Source organism: Ornithinibacillus halotolerans, assembly GCF_014637405.1.
In the GTDB taxonomy this organism is placed as follows: domain Bacteria; phylum Bacillota; class Bacilli; order Bacillales; family Amphibacillaceae; genus Ornithinibacillus; species Ornithinibacillus halotolerans.
In genome coordinates this window covers 42,428-63,506 of sequence record NZ_BMEY01000020.1, presented here as the reverse complement: position 1 = coordinate 63,506, position 21,079 = coordinate 42,428, and the positions used below count along the sequence as shown (strand labels likewise).

General features: G+C 34.6%; 29 protein-coding genes. 16 read left to right on the top strand and 13 right to left on the bottom strand.

Features of this window, described 5'->3' with window-relative positions; all coding sequences use genetic code 11:
* Window positions 1–23: 23 nt before the first annotated feature.
* From IEV35_RS16300 to IEV35_RS16285, 4 genes are all read right to left on the bottom strand, one after another.
* Window positions 24–794 carry a transporter substrate-binding domain-containing protein gene (locus IEV35_RS16300; protein WP_188385731.1) on the bottom strand — a complete coding sequence of 257 codons (771 nt, stop codon included), beginning with the start codon at window positions 792–794 and terminating at the stop codon, window positions 24–26.
* A gap of 278 nt (window positions 795–1,072) precedes the next feature.
* Window positions 1,073–1,141, bottom strand: coding sequence for an SWIM zinc finger family protein (locus IEV35_RS20475; RefSeq protein WP_188385743.1), 69 nt, complete (start codon window positions 1,139–1,141; stop codon window positions 1,073–1,075).
* Between the two features lie 81 nt (window positions 1,142–1,222).
* Window positions 1,223–1,537: a hypothetical protein gene (locus tag IEV35_RS16290; RefSeq protein WP_188385730.1), complete on the bottom strand. Its 315-nt coding sequence runs from the start codon at window positions 1,535–1,537 to the stop codon at window positions 1,223–1,225.
* 155 nt (window positions 1,538–1,692) lie between these two features.
* Entirely contained in the window at window positions 1,693–2,262 is a 570-nt protein-coding gene (locus IEV35_RS16285) for a DUF7010 family protein (RefSeq protein WP_188385729.1), read from the bottom strand.
* A gap of 539 nt (window positions 2,263–2,801) precedes the next feature.
* Between IEV35_RS16285 and IEV35_RS16280 the strand changes: the two genes are divergently transcribed.
* Window positions 2,802–2,939 (top strand): YrzI family small protein, encoded by a 138-nt coding sequence (locus IEV35_RS16280; RefSeq protein ID WP_188385728.1) that lies wholly within the window; start codon window positions 2,802–2,804, stop codon window positions 2,937–2,939.
* 177 nt (window positions 2,940–3,116) lie between these two features.
* On the opposite strand, the gene IEV35_RS16275 is transcribed toward IEV35_RS16280, so the two are convergent.
* Entirely contained in the window at window positions 3,117–4,103 is a 987-nt protein-coding gene (locus tag IEV35_RS16275) for a diaminopimelate dehydrogenase (protein ID WP_188385727.1), read from the bottom strand.
* 224 nt (window positions 4,104–4,327) lie between these two features.
* Here IEV35_RS16275 and nfsA point away from each other — a divergent pair, with 224 nt between their 5' ends.
* Window positions 4,328–5,077 carry an oxygen-insensitive NADPH nitroreductase gene (gene nfsA / locus IEV35_RS16270; protein WP_188385726.1) on the top strand — a complete coding sequence of 250 codons (750 nt, stop codon included), beginning with the start codon at window positions 4,328–4,330 and terminating at the stop codon, window positions 5,075–5,077.
* A 104-nt stretch (window positions 5,078–5,181) separates the two neighbouring features.
* Here nfsA and IEV35_RS16265 read toward each other — a convergent pair whose 3' ends face one another.
* Genes IEV35_RS16265 through IEV35_RS16255 form a run of 3 tightly spaced genes read right to left on the bottom strand, consistent with a single transcriptional unit; the run spans window position 5,182 to window position 7,192 of the window.
* Window positions 5,182–5,736: a nucleotidyltransferase family protein gene (locus IEV35_RS16265; RefSeq protein ID WP_188385725.1), complete on the bottom strand. Its 555-nt coding sequence runs from the start codon at window positions 5,734–5,736 to the stop codon at window positions 5,182–5,184.
* Window positions 5,737–5,749: 13 nt separating this feature from the next.
* A complete protein-coding gene (locus tag IEV35_RS16260; protein ID WP_188385724.1) occupies window positions 5,750–6,784 on the bottom strand; it encodes a serine hydrolase domain-containing protein in 1,035 nt (344 codons plus the stop codon).
* Window positions 6,785–6,844: 60 nt separating this feature from the next.
* A complete protein-coding gene (locus IEV35_RS16255; protein ID WP_188385723.1) occupies window positions 6,845–7,192 on the bottom strand; it encodes a VOC family protein in 348 nt (115 codons plus the stop codon).
* Between the two features lie 276 nt (window positions 7,193–7,468).
* Between IEV35_RS16255 and IEV35_RS16250 the strand changes: the two genes are divergently transcribed.
* The gene (locus IEV35_RS16250; protein WP_188385722.1) at window positions 7,469–8,350 is read left to right on the top strand and encodes a radical SAM/SPASM domain-containing protein; all 882 of its coding nucleotides are present in this window, start codon (window positions 7,469–7,471) and stop codon (window positions 8,348–8,350) included.
* A 279-nt stretch (window positions 8,351–8,629) separates the two neighbouring features.
* Here the strand turns inward: IEV35_RS16250 and IEV35_RS16245 are convergent, their stop codons facing one another.
* Window positions 8,630–8,953, bottom strand: a complete 324-nt coding sequence (locus IEV35_RS16245) for a staygreen family protein (RefSeq protein ID WP_229740780.1) — start codon at window positions 8,951–8,953, stop codon at window positions 8,630–8,632.
* Between the two features lie 195 nt (window positions 8,954–9,148).
* On the opposite strand from IEV35_RS16245, the gene IEV35_RS16240 reads away from it, so the two are divergent.
* The gene (locus IEV35_RS16240; protein WP_188385721.1) at window positions 9,149–9,631 is read left to right on the top strand and encodes a nucleoside deaminase; all 483 of its coding nucleotides are present in this window, start codon (window positions 9,149–9,151) and stop codon (window positions 9,629–9,631) included.
* 281 nt (window positions 9,632–9,912) lie between these two features.
* Complete coding sequence (locus tag IEV35_RS16235; protein ID WP_188385720.1) at window positions 9,913–11,745, top strand: heavy metal translocating P-type ATPase; 1,833 nt, start codon at window positions 9,913–9,915, stop codon at window positions 11,743–11,745.
* Window positions 11,746–11,825: 80 nt separating this feature from the next.
* Here IEV35_RS16235 and IEV35_RS16230 read toward each other — a convergent pair whose 3' ends face one another.
* A complete protein-coding gene (locus IEV35_RS16230; RefSeq protein ID WP_229740779.1) occupies window positions 11,826–12,185 on the bottom strand; it encodes a fluoride efflux transporter FluC in 360 nt (119 codons plus the stop codon).
* Window positions 12,182–12,574: a fluoride efflux transporter CrcB gene (crcB, locus tag IEV35_RS16225; RefSeq protein ID WP_188385719.1), complete on the bottom strand. Its 393-nt coding sequence runs from the start codon at window positions 12,572–12,574 to the stop codon at window positions 12,182–12,184. Before crcB ends, IEV35_RS16230 begins: the two co-directional genes overlap by 4 nt.
* A gap of 207 nt (window positions 12,575–12,781) precedes the next feature.
* Here crcB and IEV35_RS16220 point away from each other — a divergent pair, with 207 nt between their 5' ends.
* From IEV35_RS16220 to IEV35_RS16210, 3 genes are all read left to right on the top strand, one after another.
* Window positions 12,782–13,771 carry a hypothetical protein gene (locus IEV35_RS16220; RefSeq protein ID WP_188385718.1) on the top strand — a complete coding sequence of 330 codons (990 nt, stop codon included), beginning with the start codon at window positions 12,782–12,784 and terminating at the stop codon, window positions 13,769–13,771.
* Window positions 13,772–13,956: 185 nt separating this feature from the next.
* Window positions 13,957–14,265, top strand: a complete 309-nt coding sequence (locus IEV35_RS16215; protein ID WP_229740778.1) for a hypothetical protein — start codon at window positions 13,957–13,959, stop codon at window positions 14,263–14,265.
* Window positions 14,266–14,604: 339 nt separating this feature from the next.
* On the top strand, window positions 14,605–15,162 hold the full coding sequence (locus IEV35_RS16210) for a GNAT family N-acetyltransferase (protein WP_188385716.1): 558 nt from the start codon (window positions 14,605–14,607) through the stop codon (window positions 15,160–15,162).
* A gap of 134 nt (window positions 15,163–15,296) precedes the next feature.
* Here IEV35_RS16210 and IEV35_RS16205 read toward each other — a convergent pair whose 3' ends face one another.
* Window positions 15,297–15,749, bottom strand: a complete 453-nt coding sequence (locus IEV35_RS16205; protein ID WP_188385715.1) for an SRPBCC family protein — start codon at window positions 15,747–15,749, stop codon at window positions 15,297–15,299.
* Window positions 15,733–16,092, bottom strand: a complete 360-nt coding sequence (locus IEV35_RS16200) for a MerR family transcriptional regulator (RefSeq protein WP_188385714.1) — start codon at window positions 16,090–16,092, stop codon at window positions 15,733–15,735. Before IEV35_RS16200 ends, IEV35_RS16205 begins: the two co-directional genes overlap by 17 nt.
* Before the next feature lie 231 nt (window positions 16,093–16,323).
* Here IEV35_RS16200 and IEV35_RS16195 point away from each other — a divergent pair, with 231 nt between their 5' ends.
* The 8 genes from IEV35_RS16195 to IEV35_RS16160 all read left to right on the top strand — a co-directional run bounded on the left by IEV35_RS16195 (window position 16,324) and on the right by IEV35_RS16160 (window position 21,032).
* Window positions 16,324–16,614, top strand: coding sequence for a DNA-binding protein (locus IEV35_RS16195; RefSeq protein WP_188385713.1), 291 nt, complete (start codon window positions 16,324–16,326; stop codon window positions 16,612–16,614).
* A 112-nt stretch (window positions 16,615–16,726) separates the two neighbouring features.
* Window positions 16,727–17,032, top strand: coding sequence for a methyltransferase domain-containing protein (locus tag IEV35_RS20225; RefSeq protein WP_229740777.1), 306 nt, complete (start codon window positions 16,727–16,729; stop codon window positions 17,030–17,032).
* 557 nt (window positions 17,033–17,589) lie between these two features.
* Window positions 17,590–18,093 (top strand): GNAT family N-acetyltransferase, encoded by a 504-nt coding sequence (locus IEV35_RS16185; RefSeq protein ID WP_188385741.1) that lies wholly within the window; start codon window positions 17,590–17,592, stop codon window positions 18,091–18,093.
* Between the two features lie 163 nt (window positions 18,094–18,256).
* Window positions 18,257–18,760, top strand: a complete 504-nt coding sequence (locus IEV35_RS16180) for a DNA topology modulation protein (RefSeq protein WP_188385712.1) — start codon at window positions 18,257–18,259, stop codon at window positions 18,758–18,760.
* A gap of 101 nt (window positions 18,761–18,861) precedes the next feature.
* The gene (locus IEV35_RS16175; protein ID WP_188385711.1) at window positions 18,862–19,023 is read left to right on the top strand and encodes a hypothetical protein; all 162 of its coding nucleotides are present in this window, start codon (window positions 18,862–18,864) and stop codon (window positions 19,021–19,023) included.
* 43 nt (window positions 19,024–19,066) lie between these two features.
* Entirely contained in the window at window positions 19,067–19,888 is an 822-nt protein-coding gene (locus tag IEV35_RS16170) for a GNAT family N-acetyltransferase (protein ID WP_188385710.1), read from the top strand.
* A 35-nt stretch (window positions 19,889–19,923) separates the two neighbouring features.
* A complete protein-coding gene (locus IEV35_RS16165) occupies window positions 19,924–20,484 on the top strand; it encodes an ATP-binding protein (RefSeq protein ID WP_188385709.1) in 561 nt (186 codons plus the stop codon).
* Window positions 20,485–20,501: 17 nt separating this feature from the next.
* Window positions 20,502–21,032, top strand: coding sequence for a 2'-5' RNA ligase family protein (locus IEV35_RS16160; RefSeq protein ID WP_188385708.1), 531 nt, complete (start codon window positions 20,502–20,504; stop codon window positions 21,030–21,032).
* Window positions 21,033–21,079 lie beyond the last annotated feature (47 nt).

Below are 21,079 nucleotides of genomic sequence, written 5' to 3'. Positions count from 1 at the left end.
TTGAATCAAAAATTTAAACGTATTTATTCACCTAGATACTTATCTATAATTTCATCGTATTTACCATTTTCTCTTAAATTTGCTAAGCCATCATTGATCTTTTGAAGTAGATCGTCATTTTTGCCCTTTAATACAGATATTCCGTAATTGTCACCATTTAATTTATCGCCAGCAACCTTTAATTCCAAGTCACTTGTAGCAATTGCATACATGATCACGGGATAATCTTCCAACAAGGCATCCGCATTTCCATTGGCAACTTCTTGGAACATGGAAGTACTGTCTTTGACTTGAATGATTTCATAGCCGTAATCACCTTGATTGTCCGCTGCGAATTTTGCGCCTGTTGTTCCATTCTTGACGGCAATTATTTTTCCTTCTAAATCTTCAATACTATTAATTTCTGTATTATCGCTAGCGATCACTAACGACAAACCAGATTCAAAATATGGATCTGAAAAATCTACGGTTTCCTTACGCTCTTCTGTAATACTCATTCCACCCATACCAATATCAAGTTCACCAGCTTGCATTGCTGGAATAATACCACTAAAGTCCATTGCCTCAATTTTAACTTCAAATCCTTGGTCCTCTGCAATGGCATGGATTAAGTCAATATCAATACCTTTCATTTCTCCATCTTCTTGAAATTCAAAAGGCGGATATGTAACATCAACACCAACGGTATAAGCATTACTATCACTGTTACCTGAGGTGTCGGAATCTTCACTGCCACACGCTACTAGTAGGAGAATTAGCGAAATCATTAAACCAAAATATATTATATATTTCATAATTAAAGCCCCCTTCGTAATTTTACAAAGCCGATATTCCGGTTTTCTAGATATATATGCAAGAGTTTCTAAGAAAGAATCAGAATCATCAAATTATATGAGGATTGTTGAATGATATAATGAAGAATAGCAGGCAATTTACGTAAAACAAATTCACAGGAAAAAGCGACTCTTTATAAGGGTAAAGGGTCGCTTTCTAACATAAGTTATTTTTTAGGTTTTATAATAAAGAAGGATTTTCCCCCAATAGAAACCTGAAATTTTCTAGAACAGTAAGTTTAAATGATGTGTTTACAGTTGTAGGAATAAAGGCAGCTGCAAAGAAGAAATAGAACCGATGACAGCACGCCCTATATACAAAGAAAAGTATCAAGGACCAAAAAATTCCTTGATATTTTTCGTTTTTATACAATTCAATTTTGCGAAATTTACCTGGAATCTTTCTTTCTCGAAATTGAACTAGCCACAATAGCCGTGATAATTTGTAAAACACCCGCAATAATTGAGATGAAAATCCCCCAAGCAATAGTGAAAACTAGCACGATCCCACTAATTGGGGCATAAGGAAGATAGTCAAGTATGATATGTAAGCTAATGTTTACTATGGACATGAACAAAAATAGACTAATACTTAGGGCAAATTTCTTTTTTCTCTCCCACGTCTTTTTTGTGGAAATAAAGAATTGAATAATAATAGATAGTAAGACAATGAAAATTACCAAAACCGTTAATAAATCATCCAATTTACTTCCCTCCAATCTTAAAACTGTATTGTTATCAATGTATATTCAAGATGTTTAGGAAATGTATGAATCTTTATTTGAAAAATTGGTAGAATCAGGTCAATTATTATGAAGTAAAAAAGACCACAAAGGGCCTTCATTATTACAGTAGTTTATTAGGATGCAAGAGAATGGTTCGTACTAATAGATGCAATTTTTTTATTTTCAATGTTTAAAAGTATTAATGTAACAAAATAAATCATACTTAATCCAAATGGCAAGATCGTATAAACGTAATTCATAAACCCAAAACCGATGATGGACGCAAAAACAATAACCCCTACCGATTGAAAAATAAAAGCTTTACTATTGTATAATGCACTAAAAGGAAGAAAGTGCGCTCCAGTTAGTACAGCAATAAAGAATGGTAACCATTCAATATTTTCCATATATATTAGAATTAGAATTGGTGCAAAGAGTATTTGCATGCCACCTAAAATTCCTGCCAGATTTGACAGAGGGTTGTCCTTTGCAATAAAGTCTATCTTCAATAGATTGGAAACTAATATACCTAATGGAAAAAGCATTCCGATTCCAATGAGGTGAAACAATCCTAATAAATTAATGTGCATATCAATAAAACTTAATAGCCCCATTAGAAACCAAAAAGCAGTTCCTACATAGAACATAGCAATCCCCTTTTTTGTTTGCTTCATTAACTCTAACTTTGCCTCGTTTACATTCATGTATAAACCCCCATATGTTTAGATGAAAAACTAACTTCTAAAAAAGTATACCATAGGCAATTTAAATTAAATGAAACTTTTTAAAAATAGTAAAATACTCATATTAATAATTTTTATTAGGTTAAGTATCATTTGTATGGCGGATATTTCAGATTCAAATTATTTTTTAGAAAATTAACTTAAACCATTTACAAATAATAATATAGTGGTTATAATTACCAAGTGAGTGAAAAGTTTCTTAAGGAGGTCGAATGAAATGATGGTTATCGTTAAAAATATGTCACTAACAACTACAACTAAATTATTAGTCGCGCATTCGACCAGATCGGAATGGGTCGCTTAAGGATTTTTTTGGATGGAAAGTATACCTTTCTTTCCACCTGTAAAAGAAAACAATGATTAAAACTCAAGTTTTTCTAATGAAATTAAGCATATCCGTACCGCAGGGAGAAGCGTGCCCTGCGGTATTTTTGTGTCTTTTTGCCGTAGGGAGTGTCTCTCTGCGGTTTTTTTATATGCTTTTTAAGGAGGTGATTTACATGACATTAAATATTTTTCTTTTTACAATTACAATTCAAAAACGTGAAACTTCTTTTGAAGAATTAATTCAAAATGAAAAAGCGAAGAAATTTTATGAAGAAAACAAGCAAAAAGTAACTCATTATACTCAATGGTAATTCTGGATTAAAAATTAAGGAAAGGTGGTAATGGATATGATTTATCTAATCCAAGGACGTAGAGGAGTATTGTGGGTGGAGAAAGACACAACCTAGCTTTTAAATTGTAAAAGCAATGTTAATAGAAAAGTCCACCTAGAAATTTTGTAAGATCTAGGTGGACTTTTTCTTGAAGAACTATAGATAATCTCTACGAAGTACTTCAGGAGAACGTGGCGAAATATATCCTGGTGCAACATCAAAAACTGTTTTTGCACCATATTGTTTTTCTTTATTTAAACGATACGCTGCACGTGCGTATGCTACTAATACACTGGCAGTGAACTCTGGATTACTATCGAGATTAAGAGAGAACTCATAAAGTTGCTTATTATTTTCTCCTGTATTTCCACTGCGAATGACAAATCCACCGTGTGGTGATTTGGAGTGATCACGAGCTAGTTCTTCTTCAGAAATAAAATGTACATCTGTATCATAGTCTGCAAAATAATTAGGCATTGTTTTAATTTCCTGCTCAATCGCTGCTTTGTCTGCTCCTTCTTCGGCAACAACATAGCAGACTCGAGTATGTTTATCTGCAGTAGATAATTCTGGATTCTCCCCATTACGCACCCGTTCAATTGCATTGTCTGAAGGGATCGTGTATTGGACGCCATTTTTAACTCCTTGGATTCTTCTTACCGCATCAGAGTGTCCTTGGCTTAATCCTTTCCCCCAGAATGTATAATTTGTACCATTTGGTAAAATAGCATCTGCCATGACACGGTTGATGGAGAATAAGCCCGGATCCCACCCTACAGAAATAATTGCAGTTTTACGATGTTTAGTAGCTGCTTCGTTGACAGTTTCATAGAATGCAGGAATTTTAGCATGGGTATCAAAACTATCCACCGTATTGAACATACTTGCAAAATGAGGTGTTTGTTCTGGTAAATCCGTTGCAGAACCACCACATAGTAACATCACATCAATTTTATCTACATAATCAATTGCATTAGAGATATGTACAACTTTTGTAGATGGATCAATAAGATTTAGTGCCTCTGGATCTCTTCGACTAAAGATTGCAACTAGCTCCATATCCTCTGTTTGTTTGATTGCCTTAATAGCACCTTTTCCAAGATTTCCATAACCTACGATACCAATTCTAAACTTACTGTTCATATACCTATCTCCTTATCGCTTATTTAAGATACCAGTCACTCTTTTGGGTGAATAATAAAGAGAATGGTTAACTGATCCCTTAGAAGAAATTATTTTATTATTAAAATTATATAACAAGAAATAATTGATAAGAAACAGATTGCTTAAGAAAATTTGAAAAAGTCGATAATAATTGAATTATAGTTGATGACTTGATTAGAATGAGTATAGGAGAGGTGAACAGCATGAATACAGTAATAGATACAATACTAGCCCATCGTTCTGTTCGAAATTTTGAAGATCGAGCATTAACAAGAGAGCAAATAGAGACAATTGTAAGGAGTGCACAAGCTGCTTCGACGTCGAGTTTTGTTCAAGCTTATTCCATCATTGGGGTGACGGATCAGAAGAAAAAAGAACAATTAGCAGAAGTTGCTTTTAACCAAGATTATGTTGTAAATAATGGTCACTTATTTGTATTTTGTGCAGACTTATATCGTCATGAAATCATCGGTGAGATGGAAAGCGTGGACGTGCTTCCTTCGATTGAATCAACGGAGAAGTTCATGGTGGCAACGATTGATGCTGCCTTAGCGGCTCAGAATGCAAGTATTGCTGCAGAATCCATGGGGCTTGGAATTTGTTATATCGGTGGTATACGTAATGATCTGACAAAAGTATCAGAGATTTTAGGTACTCCAAATCGAGTTATCCCTCTGTTTGGGCTTGTTGTCGGATACCCAGCAAAGATAAATGACAAGAAGCCACGAATACCATTAGAACATATTTACCATGAGAACGAATATAATAGCGAGCATGAATCAAACGTACAGGAACTTCAATCGTATAATGAAGTTGTTCAAAAGTATTATTTAGAAAGAACTAATGGAAAAAGGTCAGATACTTGGACCAGTCAGATAGCGAAGATGTTAGAAAAACAGAGCCGTATGTATATGAAGGGCTTTGTTGAAGAAAAAGGTATGAATAAGCGGTAAGGTTAAATGATCACCTGTGGAGTGGAGAGCATTAATAATCTAAGATGTGTAAAGGAGCTTAATAAACAAGCTCCTTTTCTAATTAAGTTCAGACTTATGTCATTCTATATTTCTATCGTTAATCCTTCCCATATATCATTCCACTTTTTCATTTTTATTCGTTCTAAATAGATTGTATAAAATTGACTGCTTTTTTCATAAAAAGGTGTTGGTCTCACCTTACATTCAAATAAGTCTTGTAAGCCATAAGGAGCCATTATATCCATACTATTATTGCAAAGTCTTAAAGCAACAGCAGTTGGAGTTTCTGGAAAATGAGCAACTGCCTCATAAGATGAAGAAAAGGGTTTGAACCCACTTTTCACATGCATACGGGCCTGGTTTTTAACAGACCAAGGCTGATTTGGTAGTAATTTTATTAGTTTATTTTCTAATTCCTTTTCTATTTCTCTCGAAGTATCAGTAGAATCAAAGTAGATAACGTCAATGTCCTGTATCGGAGTTGTAATTCTATGCAAGGTATCCCAGACTTTATTTCTAATAAGTCCAGCACATACAAAAGCGTCATTTAAATTTAATTTCTCAACAACTTCAAGGATGGACATTATTTGCTTGTCTTGTTTTATTATATCGATCAATTGTTTTTCGTAATTAGTCATCTTAACCCTTTCCTTAACCCGTTCTACACGATTTTATAGAACTTGTATAAACGGTGTCTCCAAATGAGCGGATGTCGTCTAGATAATTATATCCTTCTGATGAGCCATAGCGATTGAACATTCTTACAGCTACAAGATTTTCCTCTGGAATGACGAGCAGAGCAACATTGGTATAGCCTAGTAATTGATAGGAACCTTTAGGTACCTTATCACCTATTTGGTTAAAGGAATAGTTCGTGTCTTTAACAAACCATAGAAACCCATTCTTTTGCATAGGAAGTTTCCGGTTAGGAGTTTGAATGGAAGTTGCCATGCGAATGATTTCTTTAGGGACAAGTTGCTTTCCTCCCCAATCTCCCTCTTTAAGATGAAGGTAGCCCCATAAAGCAAGTTCCTGTGCAGATACATACATATTCATCCCTGAACCATCTACAATATCTGTTTCGGTCCAGAAGCGGTTATCAGCATCGCGAATTATGCTAGTAATTTTTGAATGAGGCTTACTCATCTTAATCCACTCTGTTGAATGAAAGTCTAAGGGCTCGATTACCTGCTCGTGTATAATTTCTGCCACCGTTTTTCCTGTAGTTTTTTTAATAATACTTGTCAGTAAGTCAATACTTGGACCTCGATATGCCCATGATTCACCGGGTATATATTCACTTATCAACATACCGTCAACTATATTTAATCCATGTGTGTGAGTTAGTAAATGACGTATTGTAACACCCTCATATGCGGGTAAATGAGGACCTTGTACAAATTTACGGATTGGGTCGTCAATGGAAAAGTAACCATTGTAAATAGCGTAGGCAGCAGCAAACCCGATATAAGCCTTTCTTACAGATGCAACATGAAATTGTGAGTTCATTTGAATAGTACGAGCATTTGTACTGTTTGAATGTTTACCAATATATGATTCTGTTGCGATTTTATCATTATGTATTATAAAAAGCGCAGCACCACTAGCACCTAACTTTTTGGCGCTTTCTTTTACATGAGTTTCTACATCATCGAATAAGTTTGTGTATTCTTTTTGCAGTAGCAAGTATTATTACTCCCTTTATAAATTATTCTAGTTTGTTCCCTCAGATAAGAAATAGCTAGTCTATTTCCTTTGTACTAATCCAAATCCAACACCTGTAGGATCAATTAAATAAGCAAGATAAAATGAGTCAAATTCCATCTTATCCCTAACAACTGCAGCCCCGTTGTCTACTGCTTTTTTTATTGAATCATCTATAGAGTCTACCTCAATTTGAATACGAGTACCATGAGGATAATCGGTTGGACCTTTACTTATTCCACCACCTATACCGACATCCTCCCCTTTTGTATTCACTGCCCAATAATCCCATTGAGGATCGGCAACCTTCCAATCAAATACATTCGAATAAAATTCAACTGCTTTTTCTGGATTTTGGCTACTTATTTCAAACCCAACAACTTTTCCCATGATGGATTCCTTCTTTCATTAAATTTTATAAACCTCATTTGTTATTTAAATGTTAACATAATATTCTGATATGTATAACACCAAATTTATTAGCTTAGTGCGATGCGAGGAATGGAAGAACTTTGACACTGTTTGTTTAAAAGTTCAATAATAGGTATGATATTTAATATAACAATCATTAATAGATATAGTTATCCCGTACTTGAAGACTAGTGTCCAGAATGCTGAATTACATGTTTGAAGTTATTACTATTTTGTGTAAAGCGGGGAATGGAATTGAAAAAGTTTAAGAAAGTTTATCTAGAGATTACGAGTGTATGTAATCTTGCTTGTACGTTTTGTCCACCAACACTCAGACCGAAGCAATTCATTTCATTGGAGGATTATTCGAAGCGGTTGGATGAAATTAAACCACATACAAATTATGTTTATTTACATGTAAAAGGAGAGCCGCTGCTTCATCCGAAGATAGGAGATTTATTAGACATTAGTCATGAAAAAGGATTTAAAGTTCATGTTACTACGAATGGAACATTAATCAAGAAGAAAAAAGAACAATTAATAAATAAGCCTGCATTAAGACAATTAAATTTCTCACTCCATAGCTTTGATGGCAATCCTGCTCTTCGAAATAGAGATAAGGAAGCCTATGTGAGAACAATTCTTTCTTTTATAAAAGAAGCAAGAAGCAAATCGGAAGTCATCGTATCTTTACGATTGTGGAACTTAACCGAAGATAATAAGACAAATCTAGAGAAGCAACGAAACAGAGAATTACTAGCAATTATTGAGGATGAATTTAATTTAGATTATAAAATTGAAGAGAAAGTTCAGCCAGGTGGCGGTATTAAAATTGCAGACCGTGTCTATATCAATCAAGATTATGAGTTTACATGGCCATCTTTAGATGAAGAGGAAGATGACGGCAGAGGATTTTGCTATGGGTTGCGAAACCAAGCAGGTATTCTCGCAGATGGAACCGTTATTCCTTGTTGTCTGGACGGTGAAGGGGTTATTGATTTAGGGAATATTAATGAGAACTCATTTTCCAACATTATTGAAATGGATCGCGCAAGAAACCTAGTAGATGGCTTCTCCAGACGAGTGGCTGTAGAAGAATTATGTAGAAAATGTGGTTTCCGTAAACGATTCGGCTAAGAGGGTGTCAGGCACCTCCCGAAAATTGTTGTAAATTGTCGATTGGTTGAATAGCCTATTCTAATGATTATTAGGTATATTTGGGGTCATTATATTCGACAAAAATTTACAAAAACCGGGTGGTGTCAGGCACCGCTAAAGAAACCGCTAAAATACACCACTTAATTAAAAGCGCCCCAATTTTCTTGTTTTGCAAGTGATGGATAAGTGGATATAAAATTGACGATGATTTGTTTATTGGTTTATCCCCGGATACCTATTGAAAAGTAGTCTGTCACCTTAACGTATAGCTGTTAATGCGAGTGGGAGTTCACGTCTAAATATTTCAGACCGTTTTTCTGATAGATGGAATTCATGTTCACCGCCATCCACATGAACAGATACAAAAAAATAAAGGGAATTACCATTTCGTCTCCACTCTGTTAAGACCTTATCTCTCATCGAACTTACTTTATCCCATGCATAGTGTTTGCCAATCGTTAAGAATAAATCTCCAGTCATATCAGAGTGAGTAAGAGTGTATAACCTTGGCATTATAGGATCACAAGCAATAACGCCATCTCTGAATTTTACCGTTATTTTCTCTGGATTGATTTTGCTCAACTAATCAGCTCCAATCTCTTTATAAAATATTATGTTAGCTTCTATAATTAGTGCTTATTGAATAGAAATGGCTACTATTCAATAAATGGATACAGCCGTGTTCTATATAATAATCGAATAGGTTGTTTTTAAACGATAAATTTGATTCACTCTTAATTAAGGACAGTTTTCTAAATAAGTTAGGGGGAATAAGTGATGATAACTGATACTGATTTAAAGCACTTGAAACGCTGTGTAGAATTAGCAAGAACAGCATTGGAAAAAGGCGATGAGCCATTTGGTTCAGTACTTGTATCAGATGATGGCGAAGTGCTGTTTGAAGATCATAATCATGTTGCTGGTGGTGATCATACCCAACATCCAGAATTTGCAATTGCAAGGTGGGCAGCTGAAAATATGACACCAGAACAAAGAAGTAAGGCAATCGTTTATACATCTGGAGAACATTGCCCTATGTGTGCTGCAGCTCATGGTTGGGTAGGGTTAGGACGGATTGTCTATGCAAGTTCGTCTGAACAATTAGCACATTGGTTGTCTGAACTGGGAGTTTCACCATCTCGAGTGCGGAATTTACCGATTCAAGCTGTCATACGCGACACGATAGTAAAAGGTCCTGTCCCAGAACTAGCAGAGAAAGTAAAGGAATTACATATGGAACTTCATAGAAAGAATAAATGAATAATAAAATAAAATGCACTGGAATCATAAAAAGCTGATAGTACTGTCTTGCTATCAGTTTTTTCAATATGCCCTTCGACAAAATTCGGGAGGTGTCAGACACCCATTTAAAGACACCAATTTAATTGTTTTTATTAATTGACTTTGTGGTTAATTGGTTTTATTATTAAATTATAATAGTTATAAAATGGGTAAAAGGCTATATTGAAATGGCCTTATTTTGTATCCTTACAATCTGGGAGGTTAGCAACCTAACAGATTCGAAGAGAGGGTGTTCTGCTATGTTACATGAATTAATCAAGACTCGTCCGGGTAAGTTTTTACTCATTGGTATCCTCTTTACCATATTAGGTTTTACGTTTAGTCCAACTATCGAAAGTGTAAGTCGATTTTTCTTTTATATTGCCATATTCTTTTTAGGATTTTATGCAGCAAAAAATGCAGTCGTCGAAACGATTCAGTCTAAGTCTCCTAATGTTGATTTACTTATGATATTAGCTGCAATCGGAGCTGTAATGATTAACTATGAATCAGAAGGAGCTGTTTTGTTACTAATATTTGCAGGTGCTGAAGTATTAGAAGATTATGCAACGAATAAGTCAACGCGGGCAATTGAAGAATTAATGTCACAAGTTCCGTCCATTGCACATGTATTAAAAGATAACGGTGAAGTCATCGAGGTACTTACAGAAAATTTAGTAGTAGGAGATATTGTTGTCGTTTCCAAAGGAAATCAAATACCAATTGATGGATATACTGATCGGAAAACATTGGTTAATGAATCTGCCTTAACTGGAGAATCTATACCTGTTGAAAAGAATGAAGGGGATGAAGTCTTTGCTGGAACCATTAATACCGGAAATGCATTTCATCTTCGAGTAAGTAAGTTAAGCAATGAGACGGTTTTTTCCAGTATTATTCGAATGGTTGAAGAAGCACAAAATAAACCATCTAAGATATCTCGGGTTATTGATCGACTGGAATCCAAGTATGTCATTGGTGTACTTTTAGTTGTCCCGATCTTTATTGGTATTCTATATTTTACTAACGATTTTACATTCCAAGAATCATTTTATCGCGGAATGGTTTTACTTACAGTTGCCAGTCCTTGTGCATTAGTAGCATCAGCAACACCTGCAACATTAAGTGCGATTAGTAATGGAGCAAAGAATGGAGTGTTATTTAAAGGCGGAACTGCTATGGAAGCGTTAAGTAAAATGAATATGTTGTTTAGTGATAAAACTGGGACATTAACCTATGGAAAATTCCATGTGGTGGACTATCATGTGGCTGAAGAAATATTAAGAGAAGTTGTTTACATGGAGCAGCAGTCAAGTCATCCTATTGCAGAAGCAATTGTTACTAGATTTAATAATCTTAACTTAGAAAGTGTTGATCAAACTGAATCTGTTGAAGAGATAGTTGGATTCGGGATTAGAAAAGGCAACATCAAAGTAGGAAAGCCTTCTGCATTTGATGGTTTTAATGATGTGCATAATTATCGTAGTAAACAAGCAGAAGGAAACACAACTGTTTTGATAGGAAATGGAAAAGAGATTGTAGGATATATATCACTTGCTGACCGAGTACGTGAAGAGTCAGCTCATGCGGTTGCTAGTTTCCAAGAAGAAGGTGTACAGGTTACTTTGTTAACTGGTGATAATGAAAAGGTAGCCAGAAACGTTGCTAAAGAAGTAGGCATTGATAATTATGTTGCCTCTTGTTTACCAGAAGATAAAATTAACTATGTTAATAGAAGCCAAGAAAAAAATAAAGTAGTCGGTATGATTGGCGATGGAATAAATGATGCACCTGCGTTGGCAAATGCGGATATAGGTATTGCAATGGGAAGTGGCTCATCTGTAGCAATGGAATCAAGTGATGTTGTCATCGTAGAAAATAACTTAGCAAAACTGTTTTATAGTTTTAAACTTAGTCATCGCTTAAATCGCATTATCGTTCAAAACGTTACTTTTTCTATCGGTGTTATTATCCTGTTAGTTATTTTAAACTTATTTGGTTTACTCAGTCTACCTTCAGCAGTTGTCTTTCACGAAGGGTCAACTATTTTAGTAATATTAAATGGTTTACGATTGTTACTGCAAGAGAAATAACTATATTTCTTTTGTTAAAAAACCCCATTTGGTTAGATGGGGTTTTTTTGTTCTGTATAGGGAGAAAATACAAGTAGCAACTAACTAAGTATACGACCTATCCAAAACCCTAAACCAGCCATACCAATCCCTAAAATATATGTTATGGATATATATAACAAAGCTTGTTTACGCTTCGCAGTATTTAATAATGACAGGTTCTCAATTTTAAACGTAGAAAAGGTAGTAAATGAACCTAAAAAGCCTATCCCGAAAAATAGATTAACGCTAGTTTGGACTTGTAAATTAATGATAATGCCAAGTAAAAAGGAGCCAATTATATTTACGAGAAATGTACCGAAATGCTTCAGTGCAAACCGATTATTATATCTTTTAGAAATTATTGCCCGTGCAATAGACCCAAGAAATCCCCCGGTTGTTACTAGGATAAAATTAATCATCTTGTTACTTCCCTTTGCGAAAGATATTCACCTATTTTTATGCCAAGATAGGCAAGGAATAGCCCAAGTATTGAACTGAGTAATATGTAAATAATTGTAAGATAGTATTGGTGATGCTGTATCATAGTTAAGACCTCCACACTGAAAGTAGAAAAGGTAGTAAATGATCCGATTACACCTGTTTTAAACGCAAATAAGTACCTTGGATTGATTCTCCTTTTTAGTTCAAAACCAGAAGAAAAAATGCCTAATATGAGGCAACCTATTAAGTTTACAGTTAATGTGGCGTAAGGAAAAGAAGCTACTAGATCAGTATGAAATATAATGGAGACGAAGTAACGCAAACTTGCTCCGATTGCACCCCCTAAACCAATTAGTATATAAGTCAATGTATGGAAACCTCCTTACAATGAAATATTTGTTAAGTCAACAAGTAGGTATAAGTAGTATTTTAACCATTTTAACTAACTCTACAATTATACATGAATCTAATGCAATAAAGTGGGACAGATAAAAGCCTGTACTAGTTTTTCATGAAAGTACTATGGTAAAGTGAAGATAGCAGAACTTTCCAGAAACCAGGGGGAGAACATCAAGTGAAAAGAAATCTTGGTAAAATAAGCATATTAACTATCTCACTACTAACTTTTATTATCCTTGTTAATGTAATGCAAAGTGATGAAACGATTCCTCGTCATATAAAGGAAGAACCAGTAAGTGAACAGGAACAGTCAGACAAGTTGTTTGATTTAGACATAGATGAAGAAGGATATCGAAAATATTTCAATAATTTATTAATCGATGGTTTAACTTATTCAGAGTCTAGAATTGTAGAGTTGTTAGAAAGGGCAGCTATATCTGTTAATCCAAAGGGAGATGTGGAGATTCCAAGTTTAGAAAAAATAGACGACTATTTTAAAGGAAGTATGAATGAGTTCAGTTTATTGAAGCAAGAGAGCGAGAATGGTTCGCCCAGCATTATAATAACCCAAACTCCCAAAAGTGGATTTGCATTAAAAGAGGCTATTGGTTTTATTGATAATGAACAGATTAGTAAGGATTTAGAAACAATGGCCGATGCATTGTTAGAGATTAACTATATAGATTTAAGTAGTATTCAAGAATTTATAAATGCCTATGATCGGTATGCTAGCATTCAAAAGAAAATTATAGAAATACATCATCTATATATAGAGGTAGAAAAGGAAATTACTTTGAAACCTTCAGAGACAAACCAAACCACTTTTGGTGCAGAATTGTCTAAAGTATTGGATGGGGAGAAAATTAAAGACATTCGTATTACAGTATTTAATGATCGAACAATCAAGTATGTAAAAATAACAGATGAGGAAACAGTGAACCAGGTGTTATACATACCATCTGACATGGAATTAGAAAAAACGGAAGACTATCAAGCAGGAGATGCTAAAAACATATCGATTAGTACAATGAAATGGAGAGATATTCTAGTGGAAGTGTTTGAGCATCAAATTTATATAGGGGATACGCTATATAAAATAAATGGGGAAAATAGTCTTTGGAAAACAATTGAACAATTGGATGTAGAGTGGGAGTCATTTGATTAATTTAGAAGTACTGTTAAATTAGAGGAGTAAAGCGATCGTCATTGGTCGCTTTTTTTATTGGTGAATGATGTTTTTTGAATGAAAAGTGGAAGAGGATGCATATTCTTCAATCATGACCAGTCGCCCAATTACTTTTTAGGCAATCGCATATGCTGTAGGGACGATATTCATGAAATGAGGGAAGAATGATGATAAATAATAATTGGTATCAGCAAAATTCAATTCCTTATAATGGGCACAATCATGTAATGAGAGCGCCTAAACATGGCCATAGCGGTGGACATCATGGTGGTGGTCATGGTTACGGAGGGTTTGAAGGTGGATTACCATTTTTAGGCGCACTAGCAGGTGGCTTGCTTGTCGGCTCTTTATTTAATACACCAAACTACTATCCATATAACCCATATTCGAATTATAGCCCCTATCCACCCTACCCACCAACAGGATACCCACCCTACCAAGAATACCCCTACCCACCATATTACTACTACTAATAGAGGTGTCTGACACCTCCCGGATTTTGGCATATTTTGTCGAATGTTACAGGGCTTAATCTACTAGAGATTAAGCCTTTTCATTATGGTAGAATTAATGATAGATAAGTAGGATTTACGATAATACTAGAGTCACTTTATTCGAGTTAACATAATCTTTAGCTAAGATAGGCAAAACTTTAGCCAGTTTACGCTAATCTTTAGCCACTTTCAGGTTAGCTTTAGCCAAATTCAAACAAACTTTAGCTTTTGAATCCATGTCAAGAAGGAATATTCATATCTTTATAGAATGTATACAAGAGTAAGATTGATAAAAATAATATTGAAGTGAGGATTTTGATGTACAAAGATAAAGAAATAGCGATTCGTCCAATAGAAGAAAAAGATTTATCAAGGTTATGGGAGTTAATTTATAAAGAAGATGCTCCAGAGTGGAAGAAATGGGATGCGCCTTACTTCCCTCATCAATCGATGTCATTCGAAAAGTTCATGGAAATCGCACCAAAATGGATTGGCGCCGAGAGTATGTGGGTAATTACGGTCCATGATGATGTATTTGGGATCGTCTCCTACTATTATGAAGATGATCAAAAGAGATGGCTGGAAATGGGAATAGTCATTCATGAGGGGCAGAACTGGAATAAAGGTGTAGGTACTCGGGCGTTTAAACTTTGGAGAGATCATATCTTTAATACCATTCCGCTGACAAGAGTTGGGATTACGACTTGGTCTGGAAATAAGCGTATGATTCGTGTTGCATTAAAATTAGGAATGCAGTTGGAAGGACGCATTCGAAAAGTGCGCTACTACGAAGGGAAATACTATGATTCCATTCGGATGGGGATGTTAAGAGAAGAGTGGGAAACGTTAAAGAATGAGAAAGTAAACCAAGAATAATGATGCGGTATAATCAACAGCTCTTTTTGCAGTTCAGTTAATGAAGACATATAGGTTTTCAGAAGATAAAAAACAATGCCAGCTCCTATTAGGAACTGGCATGTAATTTACCCTGGGTAAATTACAGCTTAGATTCATCCCTTAACAGCTTCTTCCTTCACTAATGCTAGAAAATCATTTACTACTTTATTATTATTCCTTGTATTCCCTAATTTCAGTAAAGCTCGTCCTAAGAAATTGATCCCTTCGTTTTTTCCACCATAGATGAATCGGGTCGTATGTTCATCCAGTTTCTCCAATGTAAAAGTATTTTGTATGTTGAACGCTTTTGCTAAAACAAATTCTGTCATTTTATGCTTTTTCACTGGTGTGTCTTCATATTCTACTAATGTACCAGTATATGTTTCTTGTCTCTTTCCTTCTTGATAAGTCTCAATGTAAGTTGAGCCTACTACACCTTCTTTTGTTTCTAACGGTTTTCTTTCAACGACATTGGGCATAATTCGCTGAACTTGTTCATCTTGAAAAAGCTTCCATACGGTTTCAATATTAGCTGGAATAATTATCTGTTCATTCCACTGAATCATTACTATCCACTCCATTTCCATAGTCAATAAATGCATCTATTTGTAAAATTAAGTCCCTAATTTCCTGGATTTTTAGTTCTAACTTTTCTTTTTTCTCGATTAAAATATCCTCTAGTTCATCTAATGAACGTTCTTGTATTACTTGTTTCATTTCTTGTATGGTGAATCCAAATTTTCTTAAAAAGAATAGAAGTCTTGCATTTAAAAAGGAATTATTGTCATAGTATTTATAGCCATTATCGGGATCGATATATACTGGTTCTAACAATTTTATTTCCGCATAATAGCGTAATGTCTCTTTTGATAGTTCCGTCATCTCAGAAAATTCCCCTGTTTTATACATTTCTTTCCTCCTTTTAAGAAAATCTTAAACTATGTAGTGCACCACAGTGTCAACGGTAAAAAAGAAAAATCGGCAATGGTCGAACGACATTAGTATTCTCATTCATTCTATTATTAGTAATCATTTACATTTAAATAACACATAAAAGCAGAACATTATGTTAATATTAAGTTGCTTTATTGGACAACAAGATAATCTGTATCTTTAAAAAATTGGATGGTGAGTGATAGTATGGAGTTCTTTTGGCTAGCATTAGGAATTGCAATTGCAGGTTATTGTATCGGTGATGGATTGAAAAACTTCAAAAATGCGGATGCAAAACCATTACTAGATTCATTGGATAATGAAGAAGACCATGAATTAATCCAGGAAAAGGACATACATTATTTTATTGGGATAGCAAAAGAGGATGCTACATCTCTAGTTAAAGATCATCCAGATGTCCCACATATTGTTATCAATAAAAAAGTTTATTTTCAAAAAGGTAAACTGAAAGAATGGTTAACCAAATTAGGAGAATAAGTTTTTAGAAATTGTTATGTTTTATTAACGTTACAATTCCTAACTTCATTTGTATTGCACGGTACAAACAGTTAACTCATTAGAATCTTATTATGAGACTAGGAGGAATGGGATGACATTAATTGATCCTACAAAACTAGAGAAATGGTTGCGACCACATTCAATGGAATGGTATGAACAACTGAGTAAACTACAAAACAAATATATGTATCCGTGGATGTCGACCATATTGGAACCAAATGGAGAATTGATTTTTGATAATGAAGCAACTGAAATGGTAGTTAATCAAAAAGTGTTAGATATTGGTTGTGGCGATGGTAACTTTATGAATCAACTATCGTGTATAGTAAAAGAAATTGTCGGTTTTGATATAACAGAGAAATTTATTCAATTAGCTACAATTAGCTACAAAAAATAACAAGCCTAACCTATCATTTGTAGTAGGGAGTACAAATGATGGTTTACCTTTTGAACAGAATGCATTTGACTGTGCATACATTAGAAAAGGACCGATATCCGCCTATCCTCATCTTAGAAATGTAATCAAGAAAGGCGGCCAAGTACTTGGACTTCATCCTGGAGATGAGTCAGGTAAAGAATTACCACTTTTATTTCCAAACCTCTTTGAACCTTCAGCAGGAACTCCTATTTTAGATAGTATTCACCAGAGACTTTCCGATAGTAATTTTTCATATGAAAAAGTAGAAGTGTTTAATAGCACTGAATATATTAAGACCCCTACAGATGTACTGAAACTTCGTTGTTTTGGTCAAGAACCATCAATATATGAAACACTGAAAGATAATAATATAAGAGAAATAACGCATATTTTTGAGGACAATGCAACTGTTAATGGTTTACCGATTACTCATTCCCGTTACATAGTACGGGCAAAAGTATAGTTAATCTTCTTCAACGTGAAAAGGATGGATTGTATTGGACGTTACAAACATTACACTATCTAATGAAAGAATCATGTTAAGAGAACTCGTAGAAAGTGATTGGATTGACGTACATAAGTATGCCTCGCAAGAAATTGTTTCCCAGTATCAAGCTTGGGGACCAAATTCAACAGAACAATCCATAGCATATGTCGATCAAGCAATAAAAGATGCAAAAGAGCAACCAAGATTAAGATTTGTATTTGCAGTTATCCATAATAACAGATTAGTGGGGGCTAGTGAACTCAATATTAGAGATGTAACGAATAAAGTAGGAGAAGTCTCTTATATTATTCATCCAGCCTATTGGGGAAAAGGATTTGCAACAGAAGTGGCGACACTGTTAGTTGATTTTGGGTTTACAAAACTTCAATTACATCGTATCTATGCAACATGTGATCCAAGAAATACTGGTTCCATTCAAGTTTTAAAGAAAACTGGTATGACATTGGAAGGTAGAATTCGTGAACATATGCTAATTAAAGATGGATGGCGAGACTCGTTCCTTTATAGCATATTGGAACATGAATGGGATTAAGTAATGTAAGTACGTAATTAATGATTTTATATAAAGAGATTAGGAGAAAGGAGCTTGATTTCAAGCTCCTTTCTTATGGTTAAATTACATTAATATTATTTCGAATATTATGTTAGTATAAATAGACAATAGCCTAAAAGATTGTCGAATAAGGAGGGCTCCTATGAAAAAGATTATTCTTATTGGTTCAGGTGGGGCAGGAAAGTCTACCTTGGCAAAGAAATTATCTGAAAAGCTAAATATAGAAGTCTATCATCTGGATGCATTATTTTGGAAACCAAATTGGGTTGGCGTTTCTAGGCAGGAACAAATTGAAGTACAACATGATTTAGTGAAAAAAGAAGAATGGATTATTGATGGAAACTATGGAGGGACGATAGATATAAGGTTGCAAGCTGCAGATACAATTATCTACTTAGACATTCATCGCGTAATCTGTGTATATCGCGCTTTTAAAAGAATGATGAAGTACCGAAATAAAACAAGACCTGATATGGGTGAAGGCTGCAATGAACGATTTGATTTACAATTTTTAAAATGGATATGGAATTACCCGAAAAATAAACGACCTGAAACCTTAGAAAAGCTAAAAGAAATCTCCAAAGATAAACAAGTGTATATATTGCGGTCCTCAAAACAAATTCAGAAGTTTATAAATACCTTGTAGAATATTGATATTGTTAAAGTACTATTAATACTTCAGAAGGAAAAAACGCAATGTACGTATTTGCTAGATTCATAGAATAACTAGCATAGGAGGGATACATGATGGAAAATGAATACTTTGTTGGCTGGGGAACACTGGCATTGATAAATGCTGGGCTTGCACAAGGGAAGAACAGAACGGGATTTAACTGGTTTTTGCTTTCTCTCTTTCTCGGTCCAGTAGCAACACTAATTTTGTTATTCGTAGAGAAAAGAGAACGATAGGTAAAGTAGCCGTTTCCTGAATTACAGTAAGGAGAGAATAAATATGATAATAGAGTTAGATAAGAATGAATTTTATAAGTGTAAACATGTAATTAATCAAGATGGGCAGATAGAGGTTAAAGCAGTCGTGGAAGGGATTAATCCTGGTCGTGTTTTTGTAGATAATGTCCTCATTCCTGCTTCTGGGATTGTATGGTTAGGAAATAATGATGGCTTTTTCTTTATTGGGAATGAAGGTAACGAGAATTTTAATAATGAGATTAGTAATTTTATAGATGACTTCATTATGCCAGAAGCAAAAAAGGTTGGTTTAAATTGGTTTGAAGGAATGGGAAACCATTCGGGGTGGAATTCGGTACTAGAGAATGTTTTTAAGCATCGTCCATTCAAAACTTGGAATCAAAAAGTATATACACTTCAAATGGAGAACTATAAAGCTCAGTCGGAACCTATTATAGAACCAGGGTTTGAAGTGATAAAAATAAATCAAACACTATATAACAATAAGTCCATTTCTAATATTAATTTTTTGCGTAATAAAATATCTGAGTTTTGGTCATCACCAGAACAATTTTTTAAAGAAGGAATCGGCTTTTGTATTGTTCACAACAACACAATTGTTAGTATTTGTTTCTCGGGATTTGTAGTAGATCATGTTCATTGTGTGGATATTGAAACGTTAGAGAATTATCAAGGGAAAAAACAAGCACAAAGAATAGCCCATTGTTTTGTGAAAGATTGCCTGGAAAATAATAGACTTCCATATTGGGATTGTATGGAATCCAATAAGCCTTCCATTGCAGTTGCTGAAAATATAGGATTTACGAATGTTTTTGATTATAGGGGGTATTATTTTCCAATTTGATAACGATTAAAGTTTACGGAAGAGGAGTTAAAAGTATGAAGTTTGTTCTAATATTTGGACCGCAAGCAGTAGGAAAAATGACAGTTGGACAAGAATTAGCTAAATTAACCGGATTAAAGTTGTTTCATAACCATATGACCATCGATTTGGTTGGGCAGTTTTTTGATTATGGAACGAAAGAAGGAAAACGATTAGTAAAATTGTTCCGTAGAGAAATCTTTGAAGCGGTATCTAAGAGTGAATTACCTGGAATGATTTTCACCTATTTATGGGCTTTTGATTTGAAAGGTGATTGGAAGTATGTGGAGGAAGTTTGTCAGATTTTCGAGTCAAAGGGTGGAACGGTATACTTTGTTGAATTAGAAGCGGATATCGATGAAAGACTTAAACGAAATATAACTCCTAATCGACTGGAACATAAGCCATCCAAGCGAAATATCGAATGGTCTGAAAAGAACTTGAAGGAAACGGCGGAAATATACAGATTTAATTCTTTAAAAGGTGAAATAAATCGTGAAAACTACTTAAGGATTAACAATACAAATATAAATCCAGAAGAAGTTGCATCCATCATTAAAGAAAAATTCGAATTGTAGAATTGGGGGAAGTTATGATGCAATATTTTATTGGGATTGTTCCACCAAATGATTATAAAGAGAAAATCATTGGTTTTCAGAACAGATGGCCGAATCATTGGATAAGTAAAGCGGTTGAACCTCATGTAACGGTAAAGGCTCAGAGTGGGTTGACATCTGATGAAGAATGGATATCAATCGTGCAAGAGGTTTGTCGATCTTTCCAACCTTTTGATTTGAAAGTATCTGAACCGAGGTTTTTCTTTGATACTATCTTATATTTAAGTATTGAATCCGAACAGTTGGTAAGGATGCATGAACAGCTAGTACATCGGATTTCACCGAGTCAGGAGTTAATTAAGAAGTACTTTGAACTGGAAGATTTTGTTCCGCATATGTCGATAGGAAAAACGTTTTATGGCATGACAAAGGGAGAACTTTTAGAGATGGCGAGGCTAGCGAAAGAGGAGCTTGCTCCGTTTCCGACATTTAGGGTTGATTTTATCAGAATATATCGCGAGATTGAACCTCAGATTTATAAGAAGTATGTGGACATACCATTAAAATAAATAATTGCCTGTTTGTAAATCGCGAGACTTAACATATGAAAGGAGCG

Bases quoted from the DNA above. Each gene is read 5' to 3' on its own strand.
- IEV35_RS16185 (WP_188385741.1), top strand. From the start codon at position 17,590: ATGTTAAGAGAACTCGTAGAAAGTGATTGGATTGACGTACATAAGTAT.
- IEV35_RS20225 (WP_229740777.1), top strand. From the start codon at position 16,727: ATGACATTAATTGATCCTACAAAACTAGAGAAATGGTTGCGACCACAT.
- IEV35_RS16160 (WP_188385708.1), top strand. From the start codon at position 20,502: ATGCAATATTTTATTGGGATTGTTCCACCAAATGATTATAAAGAGAAA.
- IEV35_RS16275 (WP_188385727.1), bottom strand. From the start codon at position 4,103: ATGAACAGTAAGTTTAGAATTGGTATCGTAGGTTATGGAAATCTTGGA.
- IEV35_RS16165 (WP_188385709.1), top strand. From the start codon at position 19,924: ATGAAGTTTGTTCTAATATTTGGACCGCAAGCAGTAGGAAAAATGACA.
- IEV35_RS16215 (WP_229740778.1), top strand. From the start codon at position 13,957: ATGATGATAAATAATAATTGGTATCAGCAAAATTCAATTCCTTATAAT.
- IEV35_RS16180 (WP_188385712.1), top strand. From the start codon at position 18,257: ATGAAAAAGATTATTCTTATTGGTTCAGGTGGGGCAGGAAAGTCTACC.
- IEV35_RS16280 (WP_188385728.1), top strand. From the start codon at position 2,802: ATGACATTAAATATTTTTCTTTTTACAATTACAATTCAAAAACGTGAA.
- IEV35_RS16195 (WP_188385713.1), top strand. From the start codon at position 16,324: ATGGAGTTCTTTTGGCTAGCATTAGGAATTGCAATTGCAGGTTATTGT.
- IEV35_RS16235 (WP_188385720.1), top strand. From the start codon at position 9,913: ATGTTACATGAATTAATCAAGACTCGTCCGGGTAAGTTTTTACTCATT.
- IEV35_RS16285 (WP_188385729.1), bottom strand. From the start codon at position 2,262: ATGAATGTAAACGAGGCAAAGTTAGAGTTAATGAAGCAAACAAAAAAG.
- IEV35_RS16230 (WP_229740779.1), bottom strand. From the start codon at position 12,185: ATGATTAATTTTATCCTAGTAACAACCGGGGGATTTCTTGGGTCTATT.
- nfsA (WP_188385726.1), top strand. From the start codon at position 4,328: ATGAATACAGTAATAGATACAATACTAGCCCATCGTTCTGTTCGAAAT.
- IEV35_RS16210 (WP_188385716.1), top strand. From the start codon at position 14,605: ATGTACAAAGATAAAGAAATAGCGATTCGTCCAATAGAAGAAAAAGAT.
- IEV35_RS16255 (WP_188385723.1), bottom strand. From the start codon at position 7,192: ATGGGAAAAGTTGTTGGGTTTGAAATAAGTAGCCAAAATCCAGAAAAA.
- IEV35_RS16300 (WP_188385731.1), bottom strand. From the start codon at position 794: ATGAAATATATAATATATTTTGGTTTAATGATTTCGCTAATTCTCCTA.
- IEV35_RS16205 (WP_188385715.1), bottom strand. From the start codon at position 15,749: ATGATTCAGTGGAATGAACAGATAATTATTCCAGCTAATATTGAAACC.
- IEV35_RS16200 (WP_188385714.1), bottom strand. From the start codon at position 16,092: ATGTATAAAACAGGGGAATTTTCTGAGATGACGGAACTATCAAAAGAG.
- IEV35_RS16240 (WP_188385721.1), top strand. From the start codon at position 9,149: ATGATAACTGATACTGATTTAAAGCACTTGAAACGCTGTGTAGAATTA.
- IEV35_RS16175 (WP_188385711.1), top strand. From the start codon at position 18,862: ATGGAAAATGAATACTTTGTTGGCTGGGGAACACTGGCATTGATAAAT.
- IEV35_RS16170 (WP_188385710.1), top strand. From the start codon at position 19,067: ATGATAATAGAGTTAGATAAGAATGAATTTTATAAGTGTAAACATGTA.
- IEV35_RS16265 (WP_188385725.1), bottom strand. From the start codon at position 5,736: ATGACTAATTACGAAAAACAATTGATCGATATAATAAAACAAGACAAG.